Source organism: Achromobacter sp. 18P8.1.1, from assembly GCF_057799415.1.
In genome coordinates, this window is record NZ_JBYOKH010000012.1 from 111986 (window position 1) to 134888 (window position 22903).

Here is a 22903-nt window from a genome sequence, read left to right on the forward strand (position 1 = left end):
CGCGGATGTGCGGTTCCACGACCAGGCGTGTCAAGCTATGGCAGTTGCCGGCGCCGCTTAGTTCCCCGGCCCCGCGCGGACTACAATCCCCGCCATGCTGATCGTCATTCCGGGCGCCCTGCCCGCCCTTCCCGTTGCCGCCGAACTGGCCAAGCTTCTGCCCGAACGCGCCCCCACGCTGCACAGTTGGCTGCTGGCCGGCGCCGCCCGGCCCGCCGCCTTCGACGTGCGTGCCCACGGTTGCACGGCCTTCGAATCCTGGCAATTGACCCGTGCGGGCTACACGCCCGAACCCGGCCTGCTGCAAGGCGCCGGCCTGGGGCCGCTGCTGGCCGCCGGCCGGGCCCCTGCCGGCGACGCCGTCTGGCTGGCCGAACTGGTCCACCTGGCGCTGGGCGCCGACCAGGCCAACCTGCTGGATCCGGGCCAGATGGACTTGCTGCCCGAAGAAACCGCCGCCCTGCTGGACACGGCGCGTCCGCTGTTCGAAGGCACCGGTTTTGCGGTGGATGCGCTATCGCCCCAACGCTGGCGCCTGCGGCTGCCCGACGGCCTGCGCCCGCAGACCGCCTCGCCGCAGGTGGTGGCCGGCCAGCGCTTGAACGAGTGGTGGCGCCAGGACACGGAAACGCGTCCCTGGCGACGGCTGCTGAATGAAATACAGATGGCGTGGCACGAGCACCCCGTCAACGACGCGCGCGCCGCCCGCGGCCTGGCGCCCGTCAACGCCTTGTGGCTGTATGGCGGCGGCACGCCCTGGCCCATCGCGCCAGCGGGCCCCGAACGCGTGCTGACCGGGCTGGACGCGCCGCAACGCACGGGCGACTGGTCCGCCTGGCTGGACGCGCTTGCTGAACTGGATGCCCAGCACCTGCGGCCGCTGGCCGGCAAGAAAGGCGTGCCCGACACGGCCACTGAATTGCTGCTGCTGGGCGACGACCGCCAGGTCGCCCTTACCCTGAAACCGCGCGGGGGCCTGCTTGGCTTGCTGCCCGCGCCCAAGAAAAACTGGAGCGCCTGGTGGTCACACCCCGCTTAACCATCCGTCCGGCCGACCTGGACGCCTGTCACGTCCTGGAAGCCTCGGGCATCCACCCCCTGCTCGCCCGCCTGTGGGCCGCCCGTGGCGTCACGCACCCCGACCAGACCAAGCTGGCCTGGCCGTCGCTGCTGCCGCCCGCCGGCTTGACGCACTCGGCGCATGCCGCCGGCGTGCTGGCCGACGCCCTGCAGGCCGGCAAGAAAATGCTGATCGTGGCCGACTATGACTGCGACGGCGCCACCGCTTGCGCCGTCGGGCTGCGCGCCCTGTCCGCCATGGGCGCAGACGTCGACTTCCTGGTGCCCAACCGCTTCGAAACCGGCTATGGCCTGTCGCCCGCCGTGGTCGACCTGGCCGTCCGGCACCGCAGCGGAAAGCCCGACATCATCATCACGGTGGATAACGGCATCGCCAGCGTGGACGGCGTGGCCGCCGCCAACGCGGCCGGCATCGGCGTGGTCATCACCGACCACCACTTGCCGGGCGACACCCTGCCCGACGCGCTGGCCATCGTGAACCCCAACCAGCCGGGTTGCGGCTTTCCGTCCAAGAACCTGGCCGGCGTGGGCGTCATCTTCTACATGATGCTGGCGCTGCGCGCCGAGCTGCGCCGCCGCGGCGTCTATGCGGCCGACGGCGGCCCGCGCCTGGACACGTTGTCCGACCTGGTCGCCTTGGGCACCGTGGCCGACGTGGTCAAGCTGGACGCCAACAACCGCCTGCTGGTCACGCAAGGCCTGCAGCGCATGCGCAGCGGCCGGCTGCAACCGGGCCTGCGCGCGCTCTTCGCCGTTGCCGGCCGCGAACCGCGCAGCGCCAACGGCTTTGACCTGGGCTTCGCGCTGGGCCCCCGCATCAACGCCGCGGGGCGCCTGGCCGACATGAGCCTGGGCATCGCCTGCCTGACCACGGATGACGAAGCCCAGGCGCTGGAAATGGCGCGCGAGCTCGACAACATCAACCGCGAACGCCGCACCATCGAAGCCGAAATGCGCGAGCAAGCGCTGGCTGCCATGGAAGAACCCAATGCCGCCTCGGGCGCTACCGTCTGCGTGTTTGACCCGGGCTGGCACCAGGGCGTGGTGGGCCTGGTCGCCTCCCGCCTGAAAGAGAAATTCTGGCGTCCCACGCTGGCCTTCGCGCCGGCGGGCGACGACGAAATCCGCGGCTCTGGCCGTTCGATTCCCGACGTGCACCTGCGCGACGCGCTGGACCTCGTGTCCAAGCGCCATCCCAACCTGATCCGCAAGTTCGGCGGCCATGCGATGGCGGCGGGCCTGACCCTGGGCCGCGAAGACTTCCCGGCCTTCGCCCCCGCGTTCGACGCCGCCGTGCGGGAACTGACCGGACGCGACACCTTCGAGCCCGTCATCGAAACCGACGGATCGCTGGAATCCGGCTACGCCAACGCCGATGTCGCGGGCATGCTGCAGCAGCAAGTCTGGGGCGCCGGTTTTGCCGCCCCCCTGTTCCTCGACGAATTCACCGTGCGCAACCAGCGCCTGGTGGGCGAAAAGCATCTGAAGCTGTCGTTGGAACGCGGCCATCAGCGCTTTGACGCCATCTGGTTCGGCCACGACCAGTCGCTGCCCGAGCACATCCAGGCCGCCTATCGCCTGGAGCAGAACGTCTGGAACGGCATGGTGTCGGTGCAGCTGGTCATCGAACACGCGGCATGACGCAAAACGGCGGGGGCTCTTTCAAGCACCCCGCCGTCTGTACCGCCCCCAGGGCGGATCCTTTTATTTATTGACCAGCTTGGCCGGTTGCGCCAGCGCCACCAGCGCGCCCACTACCAGGCAGCCCGACAGCATGTACAACCCGGTATTGGTCGTGCCGGTCATGTCCTTTAACCAGCCCACCAGATACGGGCTGACGAAGCCCGCCAGGTTGCCCACTGAGTTGATCAGCGCGATGCCGGCAGCGGCCGCCGTGCCGCCCAGCAAGGCGGTCGGCAGGCTCCAGAACAACGGCAGCACCGTGCAGATGCCGATGTTGGCCACCGTCAGCGCCAGAATCGCCAACACCGTGTTGCCGCTCCAGACGGCCGAGAAGAACAGGCCCAGCGCGCCGAACAGCGCCGGCAGCGCCACGTGCCAGCGGCGCTCGCGAAGGCGGTCGGAATTGCGTGAAATCAGGATCATGCCGATCACGGCGAACAGGTTGGGGATCGCGGTCAAGAGGCCGATCGCCAGCGGGCTTTGCACCCCCGTGCTCTTGATCAGGCTCGGCATCCAGAAGCCCACGCCATACAGGCCCATCACGAACGAAAAGTAGATCAGCGCCATGGCCCAGACGCGCGGACGGGTCAGCGCGGCGCGGATCGGCGGATCTTCCTTCTGCTGCTCTTCCGCTGCGATGTTGCGGATCAGCACGGCCTTTTCGGACGCCGTCAGCCACTTGGCCTTGTTGATGCGGTCATCCAGATAGATCAGCACCAGCACGCCGATCACCACCGACGGGATGCCTTCCAACAGGAACAGCCACTGCCAGCCCGACAGGCCGTGGTCGCCATGGAACGTGGACATGATCCAGCCCGAGATCGGGCCGCCGATCAGGCCCGACATGGGCACGGCGGTCATGAAGAACGTCGTGATGCGACCGCGTCGCGCCGCCGGATACCAGTAGGTCAGGTAAAGGATGATGCCGGGGAAGAAGCCGGCCTCGGCCGCGCCCAGCAGGAAGCGCAACGCATAGAACATGTGGACGCTGGTCACGAACATCATGCAGGCGGAGATGATCCCCCAGGTGATCATGATCCGCGCAATCCAGACCCGCGCGCCCACCTTGTGCAGGATGATGTTGCTGGGAATCTCGAAGATGAAGTAGCCGATGAAGAAAATGCCCGCGCCCAGCCCATAGACCGTTTCGCTGAATTGAAGCTCCTGCAGCATCTGCAGTTTGGCGAAGCCCACGTTCACGCGGTCCAGGTAGGCCACGACGTAGCAAACCACCAATAGCGGCACCAACCGCCATCCCACCTTGCGGTAGATGCGGTCCTCCTCACTCGCCGGGATCGCCGGCGTGACCCCGGGGGTCATCGTGTTTTCCATCTATGTCTCCTGTCCTCTGGCGGGATCGTCCGGCGGATTGCCGGTACGGCGGTCCGGCATCCCGAACGGGGACGCAACGGCCGCTGGAACAAGCCTAGAGCGCACAAGGTGACAAGAAACTGAACAACTTGGCCTGACTCACGCAAACCCCTAGAGCCGGATCCGTCCCCCTTCTTGCAACACGCGCCCGCGCAGTTGGGCCATCCACGGTAAAATGCCAGGTTTCGCACAAAAGTCATCAGGACAGGATCATCATGGAAGCCGAACGTCAGAACCAGCTCGCAGCCCGCCTCGCCGATTACGCGGAGCGCGAACAGGCTCTACGGAGGTATCTTTGACTACGATGCCAAAGCTGAACGCCTGCAAGTCGTAAACGCCGAGCTCGAAGACCCGGCCGTCTGGAACGACCCCAAGCACGCCCAGGACCTGGGCCGTGAGAAGAAAGCGCTGGAAACCGTGGTGGAAACGCTCACGGGGCTGGGCACGGGCCTGGCCGACGCCAACGAACTGTTCGAAATGGCCAAGGCCGACGACGACGATTCCACGCTGGAATCCATCGAAGTGGACGCCGACGGCTACCAGGAAAAGCTCGAAGACCTGGAATTCCGCCGCATGTTCTCCAATCCGGCCGATCCCCTGAACTGCTTTGTGGACATCCAGGCAGGCGCGGGCGGCACGGAAGCGCAGGACTGGGCCTCGATGCTGTTGCGCCAGTACCTGAAATACGCCGAACGCAAGGGCTTCAAGGCCGAGATCCTGGAAGAATCCGAAGGTGAAGTCGCGGGCCTGAAGTCGGCCACGATCAAGATCGAAGGCGAATATGCCTTTGGCTACCTGCGCACGGAAACCGGCGTGCACCGCCTGGTCCGCAAGAGCCCGTTCGACTCGTCGGGCGGCCGCCACACGTCGTTTGCCAGCGTGTTCGTCTACCCCGAAGTCGACGATTCGTTCGAAGTCGATGTGAACCCCGCCGACCTGCGCGTGGACACCTACCGTGCCTCCGGCGCGGGCGGCCAGCACATCAACAAGACCGACTCGGCCGTGCGCCTGACCCACATCCCCACCGGGATCGTGGTCCAGTGCCAGAACGACCGCTCGCAGCACCGCAACCGCGCCGAAGCCATGCAGATGCTGAAGTCCAAGCTCTACGAACTGGAAATGCGCAACCGCATGGCCGAGCAGCAGAAGCTGGAAGACTCCAAGACCGATGTGGGCTGGGGCCACCAGATCCGTTCCTACGTGCTGGACCAGAGCCGCATCAAGGACCTGCGCACGAACGTTGAAATCTCCAACACGCAGAAAGTGCTGGACGGCGACCTGGACCCCTTCATCCAGGCCAGCCTGAAGCAAGGCGTCTAAGTCTCTTGCGCTACTTCCGCTAACCGCACCCAGAGGTCCACGAATGTCTGACACCATCGCAATCCTGACCGGCGCATCGCGCGGCATCGGCGCCGCCATGGCGCGCGGCCTGGCCAAACCGGGCACCCGCCTGATCACGCTGGCCCGCCGCGAAGACCCCGAACTGACCGCCTACGCACGTTCGCAAGACGTGCAGCTGGAACAGTTGTCCGTGGACCTCTCGGACCTGAAAGCGGCCGAGGCCACTGCCGAACGCATCTGCGCCGCCCTGCCGCGCGACGCCCGCCGCTACCTGCTGATCAACAACGCCGGCACCGTGCATCCCGTCGCCGGCACCGATGCCCTGATCGACAGCGCGGCCATCACCACGGCGTTCAATCTGAACGTCACGGCCGTCATGCTGCTGACCGCGCGCTTCCTGGCGGCGGTCGAAGACCTCGCGGCCGACCGCCGCGTGCTGAACATCTCCTCCGGCGCGGGCCGCAACCCGAACGCCGGCTGGGGCGTGTACTGCGCCACCAAGGCGGCACTCGACATGTACTCGCGCGTGGTCAAGCAGGAACAGGGCGCCGATGGCGCGCGCATCGTCGCGCTGGCCCCCGGCATCGTCGACACCGACATGCAGGCCACCATCCGTTCCAGCGACCCGGAAAGCTTCCCGGCGCTGGCCAAGTTCCAGGACTTCCACGCCACGGGCAAGCTGTCTTCGCCCGCCAACGTGGCCTCCCGCATCCTCGCCTACCTGGATCGCGAAGATTTCGGCACGACCGAAATCGACGACATCCGCAATTACGACTGATCCCCCGACCATGACCGACCACTCGACCACTCCGGCCCCCGCCCAGGATGAAAACCGCTTGATCGCCGAACGGCGCGCCAAGCTGGCCAAACTGCGCGAAACCGGGGTCGCGTACCCCAACGATTTCGTTCCGGACGCCCGCGCCGCGGCCCTGCATGACAAGTACGACGGCCTGGAGCAGGAAGCCCTGGCCGCCGCCCCCGTCACCGTCAAGGTCGCCGGCCGCATGATGCTCAAGCGCGTCATGGGCAAGGCCAGCTTCGCCACGTTGCAAGACAGCACCGGCCGCATCCAGATCTACCTGGACCGCGGCACGCTGGGCGAAGACAACTACGCCGCGTTCAAGCAATGGGACATCGGCGACATCATCGCGATCGAAGGGTCGGTCTTCAAGACCAACAAGGGCGAACTGTCGGTGCATGCCGCCACCGCCCGCCTGCTGTCGAAGTCGCTGCGCCCGCTGCCGGACAAGTTCCACGGCGTGGCCGACCAGGAACTGCGCTACCGCCAGCGCTACGTCGACCTGATCATGACGGACGCCACGCGCCGCACGTTTGAAGCGCGCAGCAAGGCCGTGGGCAGCATCCGCCAGTTCATGCTGAACGCCGGCTTCCTCGAAGTGGAAACCCCCATGCTGCACCCGATCCCGGGCGGCGCGGCGGCCAAGCCCTTCGTGACGCACCACAATGCGCTGGACATGGAAATGTACCTGCGCATCGCGCCCGAGCTCTACCTGAAGCGCCTGATCGTCGGCGGCTTCGAACGCGTGTTCGAAGTCAACCGCAACTTCCGCAACGAAGGCGTCAGCCCGCGTCACAATCCTGAATTCACGATGATGGAGTTTTATGCGGCCTTCGCGGAATACCGCTGGCTCATGGACTTCACGGAAGAGCTGATCCGCCAGGCCGCCATCTCGGCCACTGGCAGCGCCGTCCTCACGTATGGCGAACGCGAACTGGACCTGTCCAAGCCGTTTGACCGCCTGACGATCTGCGAAGCCATCCTCAAGTACGCGCCGGGCTATACGCAGGCGCAGCTGGACGACGCCGCCTTCGTGCGCGCCGAACTGAAGAAGCTGGGCGCGGACGCCGACGGCCCCGTGCTGTCGCGCGCCGGCCTGGGCGCACTGCAATTGGCCCTGTTCGAAGAGACCGCCGAAGCCAAGCTCTGGAACCCGACCTACATCATCGACTACCCGGTCGAAGTGTCGCCGCTGGCGCGCGCCTCCGACACGCGCGAAGGCATCACCGAGCGTTTCGAGCTGTTCATGACGGGCCGCGAAATCGCCAACGGCTTCTCGGAGCTGAACGATCCCGAAGACCAGGCTGAACGCTTCCGTTCGCAGGTCGAAGCCAAGGACGCAGGCGACGAAGAAGCCATGTTCTACGACGCGGACTACATCCGCGCCCTGGAATACGGCATGCCCCCGACGGGCGGCTGCGGCATCGGCATCGACCGCCTGGTCATGCTGCTGACCGACAGCCCCAGCATTCGCGACGTCATCCTCTTCCCGCACTTGCGCCGTGAAGACTAAGCAGCGGACCGCATCATGATCTTCAAGATCCTGATGCTTCTGCTGGTCGTGGCGGGGCTGGTCTACTGGATCAAGCAACCCCGCCGCGTCCAAGCGGGCGCGCCCTATCAACCCGTGCGGCCGCGCCGCCCGATCTTCATCGCGCTGTGCATCGCCGCCGCGATCGCCGTCGCGGCGTCCCTGCTGACCGCCCTGTTATGGATGGGCGGCGTGGCGGGCGGCGTCACCGGTGGCGGTTATCACGGCGAGGCGGACTTCCTGCTTCCCGTGTCGGGCTCGCTGCTGGCGCTGGGCATCGCCTGCGCCGTGGGTGCATTCCTCAAGCGCCGCGGCTGACTGCTTCCACCGGCCACGTCCCCACGCCTGACGGCAGGGTCGGCAAGGCCGCCAGCAACATCGCATCAATAAACTCGGCGGGCGCCAGCCGTCCGCCGGGCTTGTACCACTGCACCGTCAGGTTCATCGCCCCCAGCACGCAGCGTTTGATGACGCGCGCATCGCCCTTGATCAGCCCGGCGTTCACCGCATCCGACACCACCGATTGCCACATGGCCTCGTAGCGGTCGCTCAGCGCCTTCACGGCCGACTGGCTCGGTGCTGACAGGCTGCGCCATTCATACACCAGCGCATTCATCGCATCGCCGCCAGCGCCGTGCAGCATGCTCCACATATGGACCCGGAACAGTGCCGCCAGGCGATCGGCCGGCGCGTTGTACCGCGCCAGCGCCCGCTCTCCATCGTCGATCACTTCCTGGATGCCGTTGTTCATGACCGCCACCAGGATCTCTTCCTTGCTGCGGAAATGATGAAACAGGCTACCCGACTGCAGGCCAACAGCGCGCGCCAATTCGCGCACCGTCGTGCGCTCGTAGCCGTGCTTGCAGAAGAGCCTGCCCGCCGCCAGCACCAGCTCGCGGCGGCGTTCGGAATCCGCGCCCTCTTCCCGCGGCGCGGGGGCTTCGGTCTTTTCCATGTGCGCTCACAGCCTCTGGATGATGGTCGCCGTCGCCATGCCATGGCCGATGCACATGAGTTGCAGGCCGAACTCGCCTTCGGTTGCCTCCAACCCGGCCAGCATCTTGGCCATCAGCCCCGCGCCGGTCGCGCCCAGCGGATGTCCGTGCGCAATCGCGCCGCCCCAAGGATTCACCCGCGAAAGCTTGGCGTCCAGTTCACGTTGCCAGGCCAGCACCACGCTGGCGAAGGCCTCGTTGATCTCGATCCAGTCGATGTCCTCGAGCGTCAGGCCCGCGCGCGCCAGCGCGAGCCGGGTAGCCGGAATCACGCCCGTCAGCTGCATCACGGGATCCGACCCGACCACCACCCGCGCCAGGAATCGCGCACGCGGCCGCAAGCCGTCGGCCAGCGCGGTGTCGCGGTCCGCCAGCAGGACCGCCGCCGCGCCGTCCGCCAATTGGCTGGCATTGGCGGCGGTCACGCCGCCTTGTCCCGGGGCACGCATCGCAGGCGCCATGGCCGCCATGCGGGCCGGGTCGGTCGCCTCGCGGATACCTTCATCCCGATGCCCGCCCCCTTGCGGACCCGGCAGCAATTCCGCATGCCGGCCCGCTTTCGCAGCCGCCCAGGCGCGCGCATGGCTTTCCCGCGCCCACTCGTCCATCGCCGCCTGCGATAGCTGCCAATGGTCGGCAATGCGCTCCGCGCTTTCGATCTGATGGATGAGCGGATAGCGCTCCAGCAACGCCGGGTTCAGCGATTCAAAACCGCGAAACTCGCCCTGACCCAACGTCACATCCAGGAACATGGGCACCCGGCTCATGCTCTCCACGCCGCCGGCCACCACATACCGCATGTCGCCTGCGGCAATGGCCTGCGCACCGAAATGCACCGCCTGCTGGCTGGACCCGCACATGCGGTTCAGGGCTACGCCCGGCACGCTTTCCGGCAAGCCCGCCAGCATCGCCGACAGGCGACCGATGTTGGCCCCCTGCTCGCCCGCCTGGCTGACGCAGCCGGCGATCAGATCCTCGACCTGGGCGCCCGGCAGTCCGGCGCGCGCAAGCAGCCCCTGCACCGTCTGGGCCAGCAGCGTATCCGGGCGCGTGTCGGCCCACCAACCGCCGCGGCGGCCGAAGGGCGTGCGTGCCGCTTCCACGATCACGGCTTCGTTCATGCCAGCGTCTCCTCAACGTACAGCGTTTCGATTTCGTTCGCGTAGGTGCGGTAGATGCTGGCGCGCCTGACCTTCATCGTCGCCGTCACCTCGCCGTCGTCGTGGTCCAGTTCCTTGGTCAGCAGATGAAAACGCTTGATCTGCGCCACGGGCGCCAGGCCCGCATTGGCGCGCGACACCTCCTGCTGGACCAGCTCGCGCACCTGAGCGCATTCAGCCAGCGACCGGAAATGCGTAAACGCGATGCGGCGCGATTCCGCCCACTTGCCCACGGTGTCGAACTCCAGCTGGATCAGCGCCGACACGTACTTGCGGCCATCGGCGATCACGATGCACTCTTTCACGTAGGGGCTGCCCTTGACCGCGTTCTCGATCTCGGACGGCGTCAGGTTCTTGCCCCCTGCGGTGATCATGATGTCCTTCAGGCGGTCGACGATACGGATGCGGCCGTCCTGCTCGGCCACGACGTCGCCCGTATGCAGCCAGCCGTCGCGCACGGTGTCGGCGGTCGCCTCGGCGTGCTTGTAGTAGCCCTGGAACACCATGTCACCGCGCACCAGCAGTTCGCCGGCATCCCCCATCTTCCAGTCCACGCCCAGGATCGGTTCGCCCACCGTCCCGACTTTCACGCGGTCGGGATGCTGGCCGAAGATCATGCCGGCCGACTCCGTCAGCCCATAGACCTCCAGCAGCGGCACGCCCAGATTGCGGAAGTAGCGCACCACGTCCGGCGGAATCGGCGCCGCGCCCGTCATCGCCACCCGCACGCGCCGCAAGCCGATGAAGTTCTGCAAGGCGCGCAACACCAGCCAGTACCACAGTGCATGCGTCAGGCGTTCACGCGCGGTGTACTGCGCGGGCGACTTCTCCAGGAACGGCGCGCACGCCGCCAACGCCCGGCGGTACAGCCATTGCTGCAGGCGCCCGGCTTCCTGCATCTTGATCGATATCGACGCGTGCAGCTTTTCCCAGATGCGCGGCACGCCCAGGAAAATCGTCGGCGCCACTTCGCGCAGGTCTTCCTGCACCGTGCGGATGGATTCGCCGAAGTTCACCTGGGAGCCCAGGTAAAGCGGCACGAAGGTCGACAGCATCTGCTCGGCCACATGGCACAGCGGCAGATAAGACAGGTGCACGCTGCGGGCATCCATAGCCAACCGTTCCGCGATGCCCGGCGCCACGCCGCGCATGTTGCGGTAGCTGAGCATCGCCCCCTTGGGCTTGCCGGTGGAGCCCGACGTATAGATCATCAGGCCCGTATCGTCCAGCGACTGCGCATCCAGCGCCGTGTTCAAGGCCGCCAGCTCGGCGGCCTCCCGCCCGGCGCCATCCGCTTCGACCTCGGCGAACGTCACGATGCGCCCGCGCTCGGCGGGTGCGTAGGAGCGCAGGCCCTTGGTTTCCATCATGACAATGCGCCGCAGCAACGGCAGGCGGCTGGCCACTTGCAGCACCTTGTCGGTCTGCTCCTGGTCTTCGCACACCACCAGTTCCACGTCCGAATGCTCCAGCACGTAGCCCATCTCTTCGGCCGGGCTGGTCGAATACACGCCCACCGCTACCCCGCCGACGGCGCCCGCGCCCAGCTGCGTCAGCAACCATTCCACGCGATTCTCGGACACGATGGCCACCCGCCCGCCCCGGCTCAAGCCCAAGGCCCGCAAGCCCAGCCCGACGCGGCAGGCGCGCTGCCAATAGTCCGCCCAGGTCAGCGGCTTCCAGATGCCGAAGTCCTTTTGCCGGATGGCGATGGCCGATGGCTGACGCCGCGCCTGCTCGCGCAGCATCTGCGGCAAGGTTAGTTCGGGCCACACGGCCGTATCGAGAGAGGCGATCACGGTCTTGTCCTTCATGACAGCCAGCGCTTGCGCCGCTTGTAGTGCTTGATGTCGCGAAACCCGCGGGTCTCGCCCGTGCCACCGACGCCTAGATAGAATTCGCGCACGTCCGGATCCGCCGCCAGCTTGTCGGCGGTGCCGTCGATCACCACCTTGCCCGTCTCCATGATGTAGCCGTAATGCGCCACGGCCAGCGCCACGGACGCGTTCTGTTCCACCAGCAGCATCGACACGCCCTGCTCGGCGTTGATACGGGCGATGATGGAAAAGATGTTCTCCACCAGCATCGGCGACAAGCCCAGCGACGGCTCGTCCAGCAGCATCAGCCGGGGCTGCGCGATCAGCGCGCGGCCGATGGCCAACATCTGCTGTTCGCCCCCTGACAGATAACCTGCCAAGCCGCGGCGGCGTTCGAACAGGCGCGGAAAATACCCGTAGACCAGGTCGAAATCCACCCGCGCGCCCGGCCGGCCGGTCAACGCATAGGTCGCCGCCACCAGGTTCTCTTCCACGGTTAGGTCCTCGAACACCCGGCGTCCTTCCATCACGTGGGCCAGCCCCGACCGCACCAGGTTCTGCGGCTTGGCGCCCGCCGTATCGCCCCCGTTGAAGACGATGTGCCCGCGCACCAGCGCGCCATCCTCCAGGTCCAGCAGCCCCGACACCGCCTTGAGCGTCGTGGACTTGCCGGCGCCGTTGCTGCCCAAAAGCGCCACGATGCTGCCGGCGGGCACCGACAGGGACAGGCCGCGCAACACCTGCACCGCCTTGTTGTAGACGACTTCGATATTGTTGATGTCCAGCACCGCCGCAGGCGGCGCCGTCGTCACGGCTTGCGCGTCAAGTCCCGGGTTCACTGTCGCCTCACTTCAGCACGATCCAATCGGACGCGGGCACCATCTGCTTCTGCTTCACATCGGCGCGATAGATCCGGCCCACCGGAATGGAATTGCCCTTGATCGAGATCGGCACGCCGATCAGGCCGCCCGTATCGAAGTCCTTGATGCCGTCCAGCGCAGCCTTCATGTTGGCGCTGGTCAGCTCCTTGCCGGCATCCAACGTGCGCTTGGCTACTTCCGTGAACAGCATGGCCGCCAGGAAGCCCTGCATGTAGCCGGTGCTCTGGTACTGCGGACGCATTTCGCGGATCTTCTTGAGCATCGGCGCATCGCCTTCCGTGTCGTAGTAGTAGCGATACGGCATCACGCCCATGAAGCCCTCGGCGTCCTCGCCCATCTGCATCACGGTGGAATTGTCCATGGTCCAGAACGTGCCCATGTAGCGGGTCTTCAGCCCCATGCGCTTGCCCTGCCCCACGAATTCCGGAATGGGCGCCAGCACGTACCCATGGAAGATCGTGAAATCGGGATCGGCGCGGCGCAGCTTGATGACCTCGGTCGAGACGTCCACACTGCCCGGCGGCGTCATGATCTCGGTGGCCACCTTCAGCCCCAGCTTTTCAGCAACGGCCCGCGAACTGGCGATCGGGTCGCGGCCGAACTCCGTATCGGAATACACGAACGCCACTTTCGCGCCGGGCTGCTCCTTGGCGATGTAGCGCAGCAGGATGCCGAACATCTCGGTGTAGTCAGGTCCCAGCATGAACTGGGCGGGATACTTGGCCGGATCGTTCAGCTCGGTGGCAAACGACGCGCCCGTCATCAGGATGTCGCCCGTGCGGTTCAGCTCGGCGTTGATAGTCTTGGAGAAGCCCGTCGAATCGCCGTAGTAGAAATTCACCTTGTTCTGGCTGGTGATCTTCTTGAACGCCGCCACCGACGCATCCACCTTGTACGCCGTGTCTTCCGGCACATAGCGCAACTTGCGTCCCTTCACACCGCCCTGTTCGTTGACGATCTTCACGTAGTCGGTAATGCCCGCATGGATGCCCTGCCCGGCGAAGGCGAACACCCCGCTCAACGGGATCGACCCGCCCAGCACCAGATCGTCCGCCGCCTGCGCCACGGGCGCCGCCAATGCCGCCGCCAGGCCCAACGGGGCCAACAACCTCGATAAACCGCTGCCTAACCGGATGCGCTTCATGGTGTGTCTCCTTGGGTCTTTTGGGTCATGCAAACGGCCAGTCGGCGCTCAGGTCCGGAATGGCCACAGGTGGAAGAAGCGACGCACGCGCCGCCAGATTTCCGCGAGCCCGTGGGGCTCGAAGATCAGAAAGCCCACGATCAGCAGGCCGAAGACGATCGTGCGCACGGGCGACACCAGCCGCAGCGCGTCGCCGTCCACCGGCAGCCAGCCCACGATCAGCTTGAGCAGTTCGGGCACCATCGTCATGAAGACGGCGCCCAGGATGGAACCCAGGATCGAGCCCATGCCGCCCACGATGATGGCGGCCAGGAAGAAGATCGACATGATTAGCGGGAAGCTCTCGGGGGTCACCACGCGAAAGAAGTAGGCCCACAGGCCGCCCGCCACGCCCGCGTAGAACGACGACAGGCCGAAAGACAGCAGCTTGTAGCGCAACAGCCGGATGCCCAGCACCTCGGCCGAGATGTCGCGGTCGCGGATGGCGATGAAGGCCCGGCCGATGCGCGTGCGGAACAGGTTCGCCGCGCCCAGCACCATCAGCACCGTCACGGGCACGATCAGCCAGTAGATCTTGAACGAGGTATCCAGGTCCACGCCCAGCAGGCGCGCAGGCGGCACCTGCAAGCCGCTGGTGCCGCCCGTGAACTGCCAGTTCGCAAAAATGAAGTGGGCGATGAACGACGCCGCGATCGTGGCGATCGCCAGGTACAGCCCCTTCACGCGCAATGAAGGAATGCCCACCAGCAAGCCGCCCAGCATCGCCACCACGCCGCCGCCCAGCAGGTTGACCAGCACCGGCGTGCCCAGTCGCAGCTCCATGACAGCCACCGTATACGCGCCCAGCCCCATGAAGGCGGCCTGCCCCAGGCTGACCAGGCCGGTATAACCCGTCAGGATGTTCAGGCCCGTCGCGCTGGCGACATTGATGGCCACCAGGCAGGCCAGGTAGAGCCAATAGGCGTCGGCCACGAACGGGAACAGAGCCAGTGAGGCCGCCAGCAACGCCAGCCACACATGCTGGGTGCGCGTGTCGAACAGGGACTCGTCGGCCAGGTAGGTCTGCTTTGCAGTCGCGATGCGCATAGGTCAGAGCCTCTCGATTTCACGGGTGCCGAACAGGCCGTACGGCCTGACCATCAGCACCACGACCAGCACGATGAAAGTGGCCAGCAGCTTGTACTCGCCCCCTAGATAGGCGCCCGCCCAGGCCTCCAGCAATCCGATGAACACGCCGCCGACCAGGGCGCCGGCCACGCTGTCCAGTCCGCCCACGATCACCACCACCAGCACCGACAGGCCGAAGACGCCCATCGACGAGGAAATGCCCCCGATGGCGCCCACGATCACGCCCGACACCGCCGCCAGCGCGCCCGCGGCCACCCAGGCCAGTGAAAACACGCGCGGCACGTTGATGCCCATCGCATAGGCGGCGCCCTGGTCCGACGCCGTGGCGCGCAAGGCCACCCCGCCACGCCAGTAGCGAAACACCACCAGCACCAGCAAGGCCAGCACCACGGCCACCCAGAACCCGTAGAACACCTTGGGCGCCACGAACGCCTCGCCCACCATCACCGGCGCGCGCGGCATGAACTCCGGCAAGCGCCGCTGGTCGGCGGTCCAGATCAGTTCCACCGCGCCGACCAGGATCGACGCCAGCCCCACCGTCACCATGAACACCGATATCGGGGCCTCGCCCAGCATGGGCCGTATCGTCAGCCGTTCGACCAGCGCGCCCAAGGCGCCCGACACCACCACGGCGCCTACGATCGCCAGCCAGATCGGCCACTCCATGCCCGTCGCAAACGCATAGAACACGTAGGCGCCCAGCATCAGGAATTCGCCGATGGCGATGTTCACGACCCGCGTCGCCTTGTAGACGATCACGAAGGCCAGCGCCGCCAGCGCATACAGCCCGCCGCTGCCCAGTCCCGCCAGCGTGACTTCCAGGAAGAACAGCATGTCCATCAGGCCGCCTCCCGCAAGCGGCGGCGCAGGTCGCCCACATCGCCCGCCCCCAGATACGCCTTGATGACTTCGGGATTGGCCTGCACCTCGCCAGGCGTGCCGTCCGCGATCACCTGCCCGAAGTTCAGCACCACTACGTGGTCCGACAAATCCATGACCATGCCCATGTCGTGCTCCACCATCAGCACGGTCACGCCCCACTCGGACCGCGCATCCAGGATGAAGCGCGCCATGTCGTCCGTCTCTTCGCGGTTCATGCCTGCCACGGGCTCGTCCAGCATCAGCACCTTGGGGTTCATGGCAAGCGCACGCGCCAGTTCCACGCGTTTTTGCAGGCCATAGGACAAGGCCGACACTGGTGCATGGCGGATGTGGTCGATCTCCAGGAAGTCGATGATGCGTTCTTCGATGTCGGCCCGCAGAGCCATCTCTTCACGGCGTGCGCGGCCGAGGTAGAACAAGGCGTCCAGCACATTGGTGCGCAAGTGCGCATGACGGCCCAGCTTGATGTTGTCCAGCACCGTCATGCCGCGGAACAGCGCGATGTTCTGGAAACTGCGCGCCAGCCCCAGCTTGGCGCGCTCGGGCGCGGCTACGCGCGTGATGTCGCGGCCTTCGAAGCGGACTTGTCCGGCGGCTGGTTTGTAGAACCCGGAAATGGTATTGAATAGCGAGGTCTTGCCGGCGCCGTTGGGGCCGATGACCGTGGTGATGGAACCCGGCGCCACGCGAAAGCCCACGCCGGTCAATGCCTTGACCCCGCCGAACGCCAAGGTAACCCCATCCACCTCCAGCAAGGGAGGTTGCTCGGACTGATCCACCATTTGTCTCCTCGCTTTTTTGATCGCGAAGTTCTTGCCGCCTTGGGCGGACATTTTTTAAGGCGATGAATCAGGCGACCCGCGAGCCAGGAGATGCAACGAACCTGTCTTTACCTACGCCAGACCAGCGCCGGAAAATCGTTCAATGCGGTAGTGCTCCACACAGTGCTTCTGTGCCATGCAGCGATGCGTTACGCTAAGCGTGCTTAAAACAAAACCAAGCAAGCGCTCGGTTCAGACCATAGCATCGCGGTTTTTGGATCGACAGTTGGTACTTACCCGATAACGGAGACACGCCATGACCCAAGGACTTCCCACGTTCAAGACGGTGCTGCTTGAAGCCGAAGACACCCTCGCCACCCTGACGCTGAACCGTCCCGATGCGCTGAACGCCATCGACGTGGCCATGGCGCGAGACTTGCAGCAAGCCGCCCAATGGCTGGAGACGCGCCGCGAAATCCGTGTCGTGCGCCTGCGCGCGGCGGGCAAGGCGTTTTGCGCGGGCGGCGATATCAGCATGTTCACCGGCGACCCTGCTCAGGTGCGCAACACGCTGCAAGACCTCTTCGCGCCGCTCAATGATTTCATCTCCCGCATCGGGCGCATGGACAAGGTCTGGCTGGCGCAGGCGCATGGCGTGGCGGCCGGCGCCGGCCTGTCGCTGGTGCTGGCCTGCGACCTCGCCATCGCCGACGCGGGCACCCGTTTCATGACCGCCTACCTGAAACTGGGCGCCACACCCGACGCGGGCATGACGCACGGCCTGACGCGCGTACTGGGTTCCCGGCGCGCGCTGGACCTGCTGCTGCGCCACGACGCCTTCACCGCCAGCGATGCGCTGGCCTGGGGCATCCTTACCCGCGTCGCGCCCGCCGGTGAACTGGACACTGCGGCGAAGGCCTACGCTGAAGCGCTTGCGCGCCACGCGCCGCACGGCATCGCAGGCGCGAAGGACCTGCTGCGTTCGGCCGAGCATGCCTCGCTGGAAACCCAACTGGCGGAAGAGACGGCGCGCTTCCTGGATTCGGCCTCGCGCGCCGACTTCGCCGAAGGCGTGCAGGCGTTTCTCGAAAAGCGCGCGCCCGATTTCAAGGGCGAATGACGGATCACGCCTGCGGGTCGCGCCAGATCGGCGCGCGCTTTTCCACGAAGGCTGCCAGGCCTTCGGCGGCGTCAGGCGTCGCCGCTGCATTGCAGAAGACCTCGACGGCCGTCGCCAGTTTGCGGCGGTAGTCGTTATCGTTGGCGAACACGAAAGCACGCCGGCCCATCGCCAACACCTGCGGCGGTTTGCTCGCCAGGGATTGCGCCAGCGTGCGCGCTGCGTCCAGCAATTGCGCTTCCGGTTCCACGTGCGTCACCAGGCCCGATGCGTGCGCTTCATGCGCGCTGAACGTCCTGCCTGTAAACAGCAGATCAAACGCCCGATGCTTGCCCACGATGGCGGGCAGGTGCGCGTAGTGGATCGCCGGCAACACCCCCACATCGATTTCGGGATAGCCGAAGGTTGCCGTGTCCGCCGCAACGATCATGTCGCTGGAAATGGCCACCGTCATGCCCCCGCCCCGGACCGCGCCCGACACTACCGAGATCGACGGCTTGGTCAAATTGAACTGGGCGTCGTACAGCTTGATGTACAGCCGGGTCAAGAGCGCATGGACCTGCACGGGTGTACTCGCCAGCAGCTTCTTCATATCGAGCCCCGCACAGAACCTGCCGGGCAGGTCGCTGGCCAGCAACACGGCCCGCACGTGGGCGTCGGCGTTGGCACGCTCAAGCGCGGCGATCAGCGCGTCCAGCATGTCCACATCCAGCGCATTGACGGGCGCGTGGCACAGATGAATCTCCGCGACCCGGTCGCGGACTTCGTAGCGCAGGTAGGTCATGATGGTTCTCCAGCTTCCGAACATTGCGTCGCCGCCTGCACGCTGCCTGCGGCAAGCATCGCCTCGATCTCCCCGGACGTGTAGCCCAGGTCCGCCAGGATCTCCCGGCTGTGTTCGCCCAGCAGCGGCGCCGGCCGCGCGGCCTGCCTGGGCTGTCCGTTGAACCGCACAGGCAAGCCGATATTGCGCACCTCGCCCAGTACCGGGTGCTGGGTCGTCACGATCAACTCGCGCGCCGCCACCTGTGGATGCGCCAGCGCCTGGTCCAAGGTATGGATGGCCGAGCACGCGATCCCCGCGGGCTTCAATGCCGCCAGCCATTGCGCCACGGTGCGCGTCTGGATACGCGCCTGCACCAGCGCCACGGTCGCGTCGAAGTTGCGCACCCGCGCCGCATTGCTTGCGAATTCCGGCGCGTCAACATAATCCTGCAAGCCCGCCACGGCGCAAAAGCGCTGCCATTGCGCATCATTGCCAACGCCCAGCATCAGGTCGCCATCCGCCGCCCGGAACGCTTGATACGGGCACATCGCGGGATGGCCCGTTCCCATCCGCTGCGGAATCTTACCGGTGCGCCAGTAGTTCTGCGCCATGTACGACATCAAGCCCAGGGAGGTATCCAGCAGCGACACGTCCAGATACTGGCCGACACCCGTCTGGCTGCGTGCAAGCAGCGCCGCCAGGATCCCGCTTAGCGCGAAAGAGCCCGTGCCCAAGTCCACGGGCGAGAAGCTGGCGCGCGCATAGCTTCCACCTGGCTCGCCCATGGTGCTGATCATGCCGCTGAAGGCTTGCAGCATCACGTCATAACCGGGCTCTTCGCCCATCGGACCCTCACGCCCATACCCCGAAATTTCGCAGTAGATCAGCTTCGGGTTCAGGCGGCTCAGCGTGTCGTAGTCCACGCCCAGACGCGCGGCGGTCTTGCCGCCGAAGCCCTGCAGCACCACGTCCGCCTGCTCGGCCAGCCGGTGCACCACCGCCCTGCCCGCGTCGGTCTTCAAGTCCACGGCCAGGCTGCGCTTGTTGTGGTTCACCGCCAGAAACGTCGCCGATTGCCCTGCGTCCTGCGGCAGCCAGGCGCGGGTGTCGTCACCCGTGCCCACGGGCTCGACCTTGATCACCCGGGCGCCCAGCTCGCCCAGATACTGGCCGCAAAGCGGTCCGGCAAGCACCTTGCTCAAATCCAGGACGACGATGTCCTTCAGCGGCGCCATGCGTGCAGAGATGGGCAGGTTCATCATTCGGCCTTCAGCCCCACGGCGTTGGCGGCGTCGGTCCATTGGGCCGTTTCGCGCTTGAAAAAGGCGTCCAGGTCAGCCGGCGCCACGGGCAAGGCTTCCGCGCCGCGCTCTTGCATGGCCTTGCGGTACGCGTCGCTTGCCACGACGTTCGCCACGGCGCCGCGCAACTTCGTCACGACCTCAGGCGGCGTGCCTGCCGGCACCTGCAGCGAAAACCAGAACTTCAGGTCCAGGCTGCCATAACCGGCTTCCTTCAGCGTCGGCACGTCGGGCAACATCGGCGAACGCTGGGCCGAGGTGATCGCCAGCGCCTTGAGCCTGCCGGCCTGGACCTGCCCGATGCTGGTCGACATGCTGTCGAACAGGAAATCGATCTGCCCGCCGATCACATCGGTCACGGCGTTCGCGCTGCCCTTGTAGGCCACGCCCACCGCTTGAAACTTGGCGGCCTTCTGCAACAGCGCGCCGTACACGTGCGGCGAACTTCCCGGCCCGAAGGTGGCGTAGCTCAGCCCGTTAGACGTCGCCCGGCCGCGCCCAACCAGCTCGTCCAGCGTCTTCACCGGCGTCCGTTCGGGGTTGACGACCAACAGATTCGGCATGGCGCCGGTGATGCCCACCGGCACGTAGTCCTGCAACGGATGCATCTTCGCGCTGGGATACATCAGCGGATTGATCGCCTGCATCCCCACCGTGTTGTGCATCAGCGTGTAGCCGTCTGCCGGCCCATTCAGCACGCTTTGATAGCCGACGTTGCCGCTTGCCCCGGGCTTGTTCTGCACGATGACCTGCTGCCCCAGTTCCCGCGAGAGCGGCTCCGCCACCAGTCGGGCGATGAAGTCGGTCGGGCCGCCGGCCGAGAACGGCACCAGCAGCGTAATGGGTTTCGAGGGCCAGGTATCCGCAACGGCCGGCGAGGCCAGAACGGTTGCCGCAAGCGCGGCAGCCAGTGCTTTCATGAGCGCCATGATGTCTCCGTATGTTTTTCGATGGTGGCGCTGCATTATGCGAAGCGGAAAGATATACGAGAAATACCGTTTTTATATGCGGCCCATAATAAAATCGTGATATCTACCCTCGTCGAGTGCCTTCATGTCGATGTCGATTCGCGCTATGCAGTGCTTTGTCGCCGTGGTTTCCGCAGGCTCGATCAGCCGCGCCGCGGCCGCGCTCCATGTCGCCCAGCCCGCGCTGAGCCTGTTGATCCGCAACCTGGAGGAAGACCTGGGCGTGGTGCTGCTGCACCGCAGTGCGCGCGGCGTCGCCCCCACCACCGCCGGCACGCGCCTGCTTGCGCACGCACGCGAAATCCTGGGTCGTATCGATGCGGCCCGCGCCGATGTGCGTGAAGACCTGACCGCCCCGCGCGGCACGGTGTCGCTGGCAATGTCGATGTCCATGGCGAAGCTGGTCGCCGTGCCATTGCTGCGCTTCAGCCTTGCACACTGGCCCGGCGTGTATCTCAAGATCATCGAGTCCAGCACCGGCTACATCCCGGGCTTCGTCAGCTCGGGGCATGCCGACCTGGGCCTGACGTTCAGCGACGACGCCGCGGTCGACCTGCGCTTTCAGCATTTGATCGACGAGGAACTGGTGGTGGTGTCTCCGCCTCCGCCCCGGACCAGGGCGAAGCCGCGCGCCGTCGAACTCGACGCCTTGCCCACGATGGGACTGCAGGCGCTGGCCGAATTACCGCTGGTGCTGCCCGGCAATCCGCACAGCCTGCGCAGGCTGCTGGACCACTATCAGCAACAGGAGCACGCGGCCTTCCGCGTCATCGCCGAAGCCAACGCGATCCCACAATTGATAGAACTGGTTCAGGCGGGCCTGGCGCACACGATCCTGTCGTATGAAGCCGTGCGGGCAGAGGCGATGCGCGGGGATGTGGTGCTCCATCGCATCAAGAAGCCGCGCATGACCCGGCCGGTCTATCTTTGCCGCTCGGACGTCTTGCCGCTGTCGATGGCGGCCTCGGCCGTGGCCGATCAGGTCAGCCGGATCATCGCCGATGGCCGGCCGCCTGCTTGACGGCGGTCAGATGAGGCCGGCGCGCTTTTCCACCGCCTGCGCCCAACGCCGCGCCACGGTCGGCGAGGTAGCGCAGGTCGCCGATTCCGTCACCACGCGCACGGCTCGTTCCAGCAGCTGGATGTCCGCCTCGTGCTGGCGTGCCACGTGCGGGTCTTCGAAGAAGATCACGCGCTGGCATTGATGTTCCAGCACCAGCTCCGCGATCTGCGCGTCGCCGCCCAGCGGCCCGCTCAAGTAGCGGTGCACCCAAGGGGTGTCTTTGGGCCAGCCGCGCGACCACGCCAATTCGTTCAGGCGTCCGCCGGTGGTGCCTGTAGCCACCCGCCGCGCAAACTGCGACAGCACGTCGAAATGCTCGCTGGCGAAGGCCACCATCTCGTCTTTCAACGCATCGTGGGCGATCATCGCCAAGGTCTGGCCCGTGAAGTTGAACAGGCGCGAGGCCGACACGTCCGGCGCCAATCCGGCGTGCACGCGTTCGACTTCCATCCATTCAATCGCCCCGGCCAAGGTCGAAATGAACGGCCGGCCATGCGTGATGCATTGGCGCTTCAACGCCAGCGCCTCGGGGAAAATCGAAGACGGGTCCACCGGGTCGATCAGATAGATCGCGCCATCGAACGGCGCCTGCCCGTCTCGGCCCTCGGTCACGCGAGCCACGAGCTTCATCAAGCCGCCCTCGCGCCCGTACGGGTACCGGATCAAGCCGCTGTAGCCCTGCAGCATGCCTTCGCGCACGATCGCATCATGCGTGCGGCCGACGGTGTGCAGTTGCACGCCCAGCTCGCGTATCGTGGATGAACATGCGCGCAGCCAGGTAAACAAGGCGGCATCGGGGCTTTCGTGGTGCAATCGATTGGCGGCCAGGCCAAAACGCAATTGGGCAGCGGGCATCGGTAGACTCAAGCTAAAGGGATCAACGAGCAGAGGCTTGATGATACCGTGGTCGCCATGGCCGCGGCTCGCCAGAATGGAGAGGCCCCCACGCTGCGCACGCTTCGCGTGCTTGCTGCCCCCCAAGGGGGCGTTTTTTCCTTGGGGCGGCCCGGCGGAAAAAATGCCCCCACGCTGCGCACGCTTCGCGTGCTTGCTGCCCCCCAAGGGGGCGTTTTTTCCTTGGGGCGGCCCGGCGGAAAAAAAAACGCTCCCAG

The 22903-nt window shown here is 66.0% G+C and carries 21 protein-coding genes; 8 read left to right on the top strand and 13 right to left on the bottom strand.

The annotated features are described in order from the left end of the window. The first annotated feature begins 94 nt into the window (after positions 1-94). Positions 95-1039 (top strand): hypothetical protein, encoded by a 945-nt coding sequence (locus AC27VE_RS10585; RefSeq protein ID WP_488703807.1) that lies wholly within the window; start codon positions 95-97, stop codon positions 1037-1039. Further along, positions 1021-2721 (top strand): single-stranded-DNA-specific exonuclease RecJ, encoded by a 1701-nt coding sequence (gene recJ, locus AC27VE_RS10590; protein WP_088590131.1) that lies wholly within the window; start codon positions 1021-1023, stop codon positions 2719-2721. Before AC27VE_RS10585 ends, recJ begins: the two co-directional genes overlap by 19 nt. A 63-nt stretch (positions 2722-2784) precedes the next feature. Here recJ and AC27VE_RS10595 read toward each other — a convergent pair whose 3' ends face one another. Further along, positions 2785-4095, bottom strand: coding sequence for an MFS transporter (locus tag AC27VE_RS10595; RefSeq protein WP_006225273.1), 1311 nt, complete (start codon positions 4093-4095; stop codon positions 2785-2787). Between the two features lie 254 nt (positions 4096-4349). Here AC27VE_RS10595 and prfB point away from each other — a divergent pair. The 4 genes from prfB (at position 4350) to AC27VE_RS10615 (ending at position 8123) form a co-directional block, all read left to right on the top strand. Continuing rightward, positions 4350-5454 (top strand): peptide chain release factor 2 gene (gene prfB / locus AC27VE_RS10600; protein ID WP_100220410.1). Its coding sequence is split into 2 segments (ribosomal slippage): positions 4350-4430 and positions 4432-5454, totalling 1104 coding nucleotides; the frame shifts between segments, so codons are not numbered across the junction. 43 nt (positions 5455-5497) lie between these two features. Beyond that, the gene (locus AC27VE_RS10605; RefSeq protein ID WP_280028262.1) at positions 5498-6253 is read left to right on the top strand and encodes an SDR family oxidoreductase; all 756 of its coding nucleotides are present in this window, start codon (positions 5498-5500) and stop codon (positions 6251-6253) included. A gap of 10 nt (positions 6254-6263) precedes the next feature. Continuing rightward, entirely contained in the window at positions 6264-7787 is a 1524-nt protein-coding gene (gene lysS / locus AC27VE_RS10610; protein ID WP_006225276.1) for a lysine--tRNA ligase, read from the top strand. A gap of 15 nt (positions 7788-7802) precedes the next feature. Beyond that, positions 7803-8123 carry a hypothetical protein gene (locus AC27VE_RS10615; RefSeq protein ID WP_006225277.1) on the top strand — a complete coding sequence of 107 codons (321 nt, stop codon included), beginning with the start codon at positions 7803-7805 and terminating at the stop codon, positions 8121-8123. Here AC27VE_RS10615 and AC27VE_RS10620 read toward each other — a convergent pair. From AC27VE_RS10620 to AC27VE_RS10655, 8 genes are read right to left on the bottom strand one after another with little or no spacing between them, the layout of a single operon-like run. Next, entirely contained in the window at positions 8107-8760 is a 654-nt protein-coding gene (locus tag AC27VE_RS10620) for a TetR/AcrR family transcriptional regulator (protein ID WP_488703808.1), read from the bottom strand. The genes AC27VE_RS10615 and AC27VE_RS10620 overlap by 17 nt on opposite strands. Positions 8761-8766: 6 nt before the next feature. Then, a complete protein-coding gene (locus AC27VE_RS10625) occupies positions 8767-9921 on the bottom strand; it encodes a thiolase family protein (RefSeq protein WP_488703809.1) in 1155 nt (384 codons plus the stop codon). Further along, complete coding sequence (locus AC27VE_RS10630) at positions 9918-11774, bottom strand: AMP-dependent synthetase/ligase (protein ID WP_488703810.1); 1857 nt, start codon at positions 11772-11774, stop codon at positions 9918-9920. The genes AC27VE_RS10625 and AC27VE_RS10630 overlap by 4 nt, the downstream gene beginning before the upstream one ends. Then, entirely contained in the window at positions 11771-12565 is a 795-nt protein-coding gene (locus AC27VE_RS10635) for an ABC transporter ATP-binding protein (RefSeq protein ID WP_488703822.1), read from the bottom strand. Before AC27VE_RS10635 ends, AC27VE_RS10630 begins: the two co-directional genes overlap by 4 nt. A 58-nt stretch (positions 12566-12623) precedes the next feature. Continuing rightward, a complete protein-coding gene (locus AC27VE_RS10640; protein ID WP_488703811.1) occupies positions 12624-13802 on the bottom strand; it encodes an ABC transporter substrate-binding protein in 1179 nt (392 codons plus the stop codon). 48 nt (positions 13803-13850) lie between these two features. Beyond that, positions 13851-14888 (bottom strand): branched-chain amino acid ABC transporter permease, encoded by a 1038-nt coding sequence (locus AC27VE_RS10645; RefSeq protein WP_488703812.1) that lies wholly within the window; start codon positions 14886-14888, stop codon positions 13851-13853. Positions 14889-14891: 3 nt separating this feature from the next. After that, complete coding sequence (locus AC27VE_RS10650) at positions 14892-15770, bottom strand: branched-chain amino acid ABC transporter permease (RefSeq protein ID WP_006225284.1); 879 nt, start codon at positions 15768-15770, stop codon at positions 14892-14894. Further along, the gene (locus AC27VE_RS10655; protein ID WP_006225285.1) at positions 15770-16594 is read right to left on the bottom strand and encodes an ABC transporter ATP-binding protein; all 825 of its coding nucleotides are present in this window, start codon (positions 16592-16594) and stop codon (positions 15770-15772) included. Before AC27VE_RS10655 ends, AC27VE_RS10650 begins: the two co-directional genes overlap by 1 nt. 295 nt (positions 16595-16889) lie before the next feature. On the opposite strand from AC27VE_RS10655, the gene AC27VE_RS10660 reads away from it, so the two are divergent. Next, complete coding sequence (locus AC27VE_RS10660) at positions 16890-17693, top strand: enoyl-CoA hydratase/isomerase family protein (protein ID WP_488703813.1); 804 nt, start codon at positions 16890-16892, stop codon at positions 17691-17693. A 4-nt stretch (positions 17694-17697) separates the two neighbouring features. Here AC27VE_RS10660 and AC27VE_RS10665 read toward each other — a convergent pair whose 3' ends face one another. From AC27VE_RS10665 to AC27VE_RS10675, 3 genes are read right to left on the bottom strand one after another with little or no spacing between them, the layout of a single operon-like run. Further along, the gene (locus tag AC27VE_RS10665; RefSeq protein ID WP_488703814.1) at positions 17698-18477 is read right to left on the bottom strand and encodes an enoyl-CoA hydratase/isomerase family protein; all 780 of its coding nucleotides are present in this window, start codon (positions 18475-18477) and stop codon (positions 17698-17700) included. After that, entirely contained in the window at positions 18474-19721 is a 1248-nt protein-coding gene (locus AC27VE_RS10670) for a CaiB/BaiF CoA transferase family protein (protein WP_488703815.1), read from the bottom strand. The genes AC27VE_RS10665 and AC27VE_RS10670 overlap by 4 nt, the downstream gene beginning before the upstream one ends. Beyond that, on the bottom strand, positions 19718-20689 hold the full coding sequence (locus tag AC27VE_RS10675) for a Bug family tripartite tricarboxylate transporter substrate binding protein (protein ID WP_488703816.1): 972 nt from the start codon (positions 20687-20689) through the stop codon (positions 19718-19720). The genes AC27VE_RS10670 and AC27VE_RS10675 overlap by 4 nt, the downstream gene beginning before the upstream one ends. A 124-nt stretch (positions 20690-20813) precedes the next feature. On the opposite strand from AC27VE_RS10675, the gene AC27VE_RS10680 reads away from it, so the two are divergent. Next, positions 20814-21749, top strand: a complete 936-nt coding sequence (locus AC27VE_RS10680) for a LysR family transcriptional regulator (protein WP_488703817.1) — start codon at positions 20814-20816, stop codon at positions 21747-21749. A gap of 6 nt (positions 21750-21755) precedes the next feature. Here AC27VE_RS10680 and AC27VE_RS10685 read toward each other — a convergent pair whose 3' ends face one another. After that, positions 21756-22646 carry a methylglyoxal synthase gene (locus tag AC27VE_RS10685; RefSeq protein ID WP_006225291.1) on the bottom strand — a complete coding sequence of 297 codons (891 nt, stop codon included), beginning with the start codon at positions 22644-22646 and terminating at the stop codon, positions 21756-21758. Between the last annotated feature and the right edge of the window lie 257 nt (positions 22647-22903).